The sequence below is a fragment of the Desulfobulbaceae bacterium genome, from assembly GCA_015231515.1.
Classification (GTDB): Bacteria; Desulfobacterota; Desulfobulbia; order Desulfobulbales; family VMSU01; genus JADGBM01.
Genome location: JADGBM010000157.1, coordinates 1 through 5248 on the forward strand (window position 1 = coordinate 1; position 5248 = coordinate 5248).

Genomic DNA, 5248 nt, shown 5'->3' on the forward strand with positions numbered 1-5248 from the left:
AAAGCCGACGAGCACATCAAGGCCAATCCCGGCATCCGGAATAGCCTGAATTATTTTGTCGACTACAGCCCCAAACTCTTCAGCGGAATATTTCCTGTTCATTTTTTTTAAAATAGCTGGGTCACCACTTTGCAACGGTAAATGAAAATGAGGCACCAACTCCTCGTTGTCTACCGTTAACTGCAAAAGCTCATCGCTCAGCTCCCCAGGCTCAAGCGAACTTATTCGATAACGCATCGAATGCTTCTGGTCAAGAATCCGCCTGATGAGTTGTGCCAGGGTACAATCCGAGTTACGATCATGCCCGTACATCCCGACATGAATCCCTGTAAGTACGAGCTCTCGGAACCCCTCCTGGGCAAAGACCGCAATCTGCTGCAGCACTCGATCAGGCTCAAGACTCCGCACCCGGCCTCGAGCCAATGGGACAATACAGTAGCTGCAAAAATTATTGCAGCCATCTTGAATCTTCATGAAAGCCCGAGTCCGGTCACTGAAATCATGGACAGGAAGATCACAGATCTCCTTTTTGCGCCCGATATCGCCCATATAGATCTCAAGATCACAGAGCGTGTTCGACAGAGCTATATCTACCAGAAGATGTTTATTATCATTACCGACAATACATATCGGCTGATCCACCAAGTCAAGAACGTCCTGGGTGGCAACCTGCGCATAACAACCCGTCACAACAATGCGCGCGGCAGGATTGGTGCGCAGAGCGCGGCGGATAAGCTGGCGGGACTGGGAACCGGCCTTACCGGTGACCGCACAGGTATTGACCACATAGATATCTGCTTTTTGGGTAAACGGCAGCACCTCCACCCCATGCTCTTTAAAGCGACTGGTAAATGAGGCTGTTTCAAACTGATTAACCTTGCAGCCCAGCGTAATCAGAGCAACCGTTTTTTGTTTATTAGTCACATCTATCCCCAATTATCTCTCCACCGCCAACAAGCTCATCATTTTTATATAAAACGGCGAACTGTCCGGGCGTTATAGCTCTTTGCGGTTCTGCAAACCGGATAGAATAGCCACTACTGGCCAGCGCTTCAACAACGGCAGGTGAGGCCTGATGCCTATACCGTATTTTCACATCAAAGGTCTGCGGCATATCCGGCACCGAACCAGATAACCAGTTCATCGCATCGACCACAAGGGCATCCTGCCATAAATCATCTTCTTTGCCAATAATGACCTGGTTCTGGTCGGTATCTAACTTCACCACATAATAGGGCGTCGCATCGGGAATGCCAAGGCCTTTACGCTGACCAACAGTGTAATTATGGAGTCCATCATGCTTTTTCTTGATTTCGCCGGCTATCGTGACAAAATCACCACTGTTTGGCGGAATATCGGTAAAAAAATCTTTGAGATTCCTGCCTTCCATAAAACAGACGTCCTGGCTTTCCTTGCCATGCTTGCCCTGCAAGCCCAGCTGTCCCGCTAACTCATAGACCTTAGGCTTGGTAAGTTCACCCAGGGGGAAGATGACCCTTTGCAGCTGTGCCTGGGTCAACCGACAAAGAAAATAGGATTGGTCTTTGCGGGGATCATCCCCTTTCAATAAATGTACGATCCCAGCCGCATCCCGAACTGTTTTTACGTAGTGGCCGGTAGCCAGCTTCTCAATACCCTGTTTGTCTGCAAATTCAAGAAGTTTACCGAACTTGATTTCATGATTACAGATCACGCAGGGATTTGGTGTTTTCCCCTGGCAATAGGTCTTTGAGAAATAGTTCAACACCTTGGCGCTAAACGGCTCAGACAAGTCGACCATCGAAACCGGCAGATCGAGGAACCTGGCGATATGCTGCACCCGTTCAAACTGTTCCTCCACATCAGACTGCGACAGCCTCATGAACACGCCATGCACCTCAAAACCCTGCTGAACAAGAGACGCCGCGGTAACCGAACTGTCAACTCCACCGCTCATCGCCACCAGAATTTTCTTTTGCGAACTGCCTGACTGTGCCATTCAACCTGCCCTTGAGTTAATGCCATTCTTAATGTAAAAATGATATTGAATATACATTTAATGCAATAGAAAGCAAATCCACGATAACAACAGCAACTGATTTTTTTCACAAACCCGTAAAGGCTCTCAATGGCAACCAACATAACACCCAAAACGCTACTTCCAGAACTATTAGCCCCCGCCGGAAGCCTTGAAAAACTAAAGACCGCAGTTCATTACGGAGCCGATGCTGTCTACCTCGGTGGCAGCTCATACAGTTTGCGTGCCCACGCAGTAATGGGCAGAGCCAACTTGGCCGAAGCGATAGCCTACGCTCACGATCATAAAGTCAAAACCTATATCACTGTTAATATCATGGCCCATAACTGCGATCTTGGGCCTCTGCCTGAGTATCTTAATTTTTTGCGGGAAGCTGGAGCAGATGGCCTCATTATTGGAGACCCCGGCATAGTCAGTATTGCCAAAGAAACGGTGCCGGAGCTACCAATTCACCTGAGTACGCAGGCCAATGTGACAAATAAGGCCTCGGCCCTGTTCTGGCAGAATCAAGGTGTCGAGCGTCTTAACCTGGCCCGGGAACTGTCACTCAAAGAGATTCAAGAAATTAGAGAAGCAGTTACATTAAAACTTGAAATCTTTGTACATGGTGCCCTCTGCATCTCTTACTCCGGCCGCTGCTCTCTGAGCCTCTACATGACCGGCAGGGACGCCAATCAAGGCAACTGCGCCCATCCCTGCCGCTACAGATATCAGCTCGAAGAAGAAAAACGACCAGGCGAGTTTTACCCGGTAGAAGAAGACCAACACGGCACCTATATATTCAACAGCAAGGATCTCTGTCTGCTCAATAAGATACCACAGCTGATTGGATGCGGGGCCGACAGCCTGAAACTTGAAGGCCGCATGAAAAGCGTCTATTACGTCGGGGCCACAGTCCGACTCTATCGGGCTGCACTCGATTACATTGGGGAACAGATGAAGCAGTTTGGGGCGAGCTGTCTGGACAACGTAACGCTGCCCGCCAAATTGATCGAAGAACTGCCCAAAATCGGTTCCCGCGGCTACACAGAAAACTTCTTTAGTGGAACACCTGGTGCTGAAGAGATGATCTACGAAGGCATCAATGTCAAACAGACCCATGCCCCGATAGGCATCGTTCGGGAAATTAAAAACAAGCAGCCATTAGTTGAAATGCGAAACCCTCTCTTTCCAGGCGAAGAAGTTGAATTTCTAGCCCGAGATTTCAGCGATCACGCTTTTACGGTAAAGAAGATTATTTCACAAAAGGGGGAGGTACTCGAAAAGGCCAATCCCGGCAATATCGTGACTCTGATGACAGAACCAGTTCTTGATTGTTGGGAAGTACTTGGATTGATCCGGAAAAAAGCTGCTATTGCTTCAGAGATTATAGAGTTACGATATTAAAAACGGGCGTCTCACCTATTCAATGAGACGCCCGCTAATTTCATCTGTTCAACCTGAACAGTTAGACTCTTGGGAGCTTTCAGCCGCCCTTTGTGCTACAGGCCTCTTCTTTCACCGCAGCAGCGGTACCCAGGATATAGGGGCGGGAGACTTTCACTCTTACATTATCGGCAATTTCAAGGGTTACGACGGTATCAGTAATCCCGGTAACGGTTCCCTGGATTCCGCCACTTGAGACAACAACGTCACCTTTTTTGATATTTTTTAAAAACTCCTGATGCTCTTTGGCTTTTTTCTGCTGCGGTCTGATTAACAGGAAATAGAAAACGGCAAAGATCAATACAAGCGGCAAAAAAGACATAAATCCTTGTTGTGATGGTGCTGCTCCGGCAGCATGGGCAATACTTGCAAACATGGTTACTCCTCCAAATAAAATTTTCCCACGTCAACAATAACGAAGTCTCCAGTTTGCTGTTACTCGTCAGTGTGCGGTCGTGGCTAATAAACGGTACTAAAAACAACTACCTAATCTTCCCGCCTCGCATAAAACTGCCTTCGAAACTCCATAAACGTATCATTTTCCAATGCCGTTCTGATTTCAGACATCAGATTAACATAATAATGAAGATTATGAATGGAGTTCAACGTTGATGATATAATCTCCTTGGCCATATAGACGTGTCGGAGATAGGCCCGCGAGAAATTTCTGCATGTATAACAGTTGCAGCTCTCATCCAAAGGCCTCATATCATCAATATATCGAGCGTTCTTTATAACAACCTTACCTTTTGATGTAAAGAGCATTCCATTGCGGGCATTCCTGGTGGGCATGAAACAATCGAACATATCAACACCAGCAAAGACACTTTCGACCAGATCCTCAGGGGTGCCGACCCCCATCATATAAATCGGGAACTCCTTAGGCATAATTGCTGCCGTCTTCTCAGTCATTTCGCGCATAAGATCTTTTGGTTCACCGACACTTAAACCGCCAAGGGCATATCCGTCAAAACCAATTTCGATAAGCGCCTCCAGGGCTTCGGCACGCAAGTCAGGATACATGCCGCCTTGAACAATCCCAAAAAGCAACTGACCTGTCTGACGATGCTGAGCGTCCCGACATCGCTTAGCCCACCTGCTGGTCAGGGCGGTGGCTTTTTGCACCTCTTCACGAGTGGCTGGATATGGAATACAGGTATCCAGGTTCATCATGATGTCTGAACCCAAATCTTCCTGGACCAATACCGCATCCTCAGGACTTAGAAATAGATCAGCACCATCAAGGTGTGATTTAAAGGCAGCCCCTTCCTCTGTGATCTTGGCAAGATCACTCAGTGAAAAGATTTGGAAACCACCGCTATCGGTTAAAATAGGCTTATCCCAGGCCATAAAACGATGCAGCCCGCCGAATTTTTTTATCAACTCGCGGCCAGGGCGGATATACAGGTGGTAGGTGTTGCCAAGGATGATCTGGGCACCGAGATCTTTAAGTTGTTCCGGGGTAGTACCCTTAACGGTTGCCTGGGTTCCAACCGGCATAAAGACCGGGGTCTGGAAGGTGCCGTGGTTGGTCTTGACCTCGCCACGACGGGCGGCGCATTCGGTGGATTGTTTTATAAGGGTAAAGGGGGTTGGCATTTCGGCTGTCGGATTTTTGGGTTTCGGTAAATATTTTTATTTGAAGGTAACTATTCGGCGTCACCTTATATTTTGCTTAACCAGTAGAGTAAGGAGCAGGTTTCCCTGCTCCTCCTCGTCAAACCGTGCATACAGATTTCCCGTACACGGCTTTCCCAGTATATTCACATCATTACTATCACAAGTGAACTTCGCTTTCACAATTGT

5 protein-coding genes are annotated in these 5248 nt (G+C 47.8%); 1 reads left to right on the forward strand and 4 read right to left on the reverse strand.

Features of this window, described 5'->3' with window-relative positions; all coding sequences use genetic code 11:
* Positions 1 to 924: MiaB/RimO family radical SAM methylthiotransferase (locus tag HQK80_15140; protein ID MBF0223529.1), on the reverse strand; the 924-nt coding region annotated here is incomplete at its 3' end.
* Positions 917 to 1978: a tRNA 2-thiouridine(34) synthase MnmA gene (gene mnmA, locus HQK80_15145; GenBank protein MBF0223530.1), complete on the reverse strand. Its 1062-nt coding sequence runs from the start codon at positions 1976 to 1978 to the stop codon at positions 917 to 919. The genes HQK80_15140 and mnmA, both read right to left, overlap by 8 nt.
* A gap of 129 nt (positions 1979 to 2107) precedes the next feature.
* On the opposite strand from mnmA, the gene HQK80_15150 reads away from it, so the two are divergent.
* A complete protein-coding gene (locus tag HQK80_15150; protein ID MBF0223531.1) occupies positions 2108 to 3403 on the forward strand; it encodes a U32 family peptidase in 1296 nt (431 codons plus the stop codon).
* Positions 3404 to 3482: 79 nt separating this feature from the next.
* Here HQK80_15150 and yajC read toward each other — a convergent pair whose 3' ends face one another.
* Together yajC and tgt are read right to left on the reverse strand one after the other, a co-directional pair.
* Positions 3483 to 3818: a preprotein translocase subunit YajC gene (yajC, locus tag HQK80_15155; GenBank protein ID MBF0223532.1), complete on the reverse strand. Its 336-nt coding sequence runs from the start codon at positions 3816 to 3818 to the stop codon at positions 3483 to 3485.
* Positions 3819 to 3928: 110 nt separating this feature from the next.
* Positions 3929 to 5041, reverse strand: a complete 1113-nt coding sequence (gene tgt / locus HQK80_15160; protein ID MBF0223533.1) for a tRNA guanosine(34) transglycosylase Tgt — start codon at positions 5039 to 5041, stop codon at positions 3929 to 3931.
* Between the last annotated feature and the right edge of the window lie 207 nt (positions 5042 to 5248).

Bases quoted from the DNA above. Each gene is read 5' to 3' on its own strand.
- mnmA (MBF0223530.1), bottom strand. From the start codon at position 1,978: ATGGCACAGTCAGGCAGTTCGCAAAAGAAAATTCTGGTGGCGATGAGC.
- HQK80_15150 (MBF0223531.1), top strand. From the start codon at position 2,108: ATGGCAACCAACATAACACCCAAAACGCTACTTCCAGAACTATTAGCC.
- yajC (MBF0223532.1), bottom strand. From the start codon at position 3,818: ATGTTTGCAAGTATTGCCCATGCTGCCGGAGCAGCACCATCACAACAA.
- tgt (MBF0223533.1), bottom strand. From the start codon at position 5,041: ATGCCAACCCCCTTTACCCTTATAAAACAATCCACCGAATGCGCCGCC.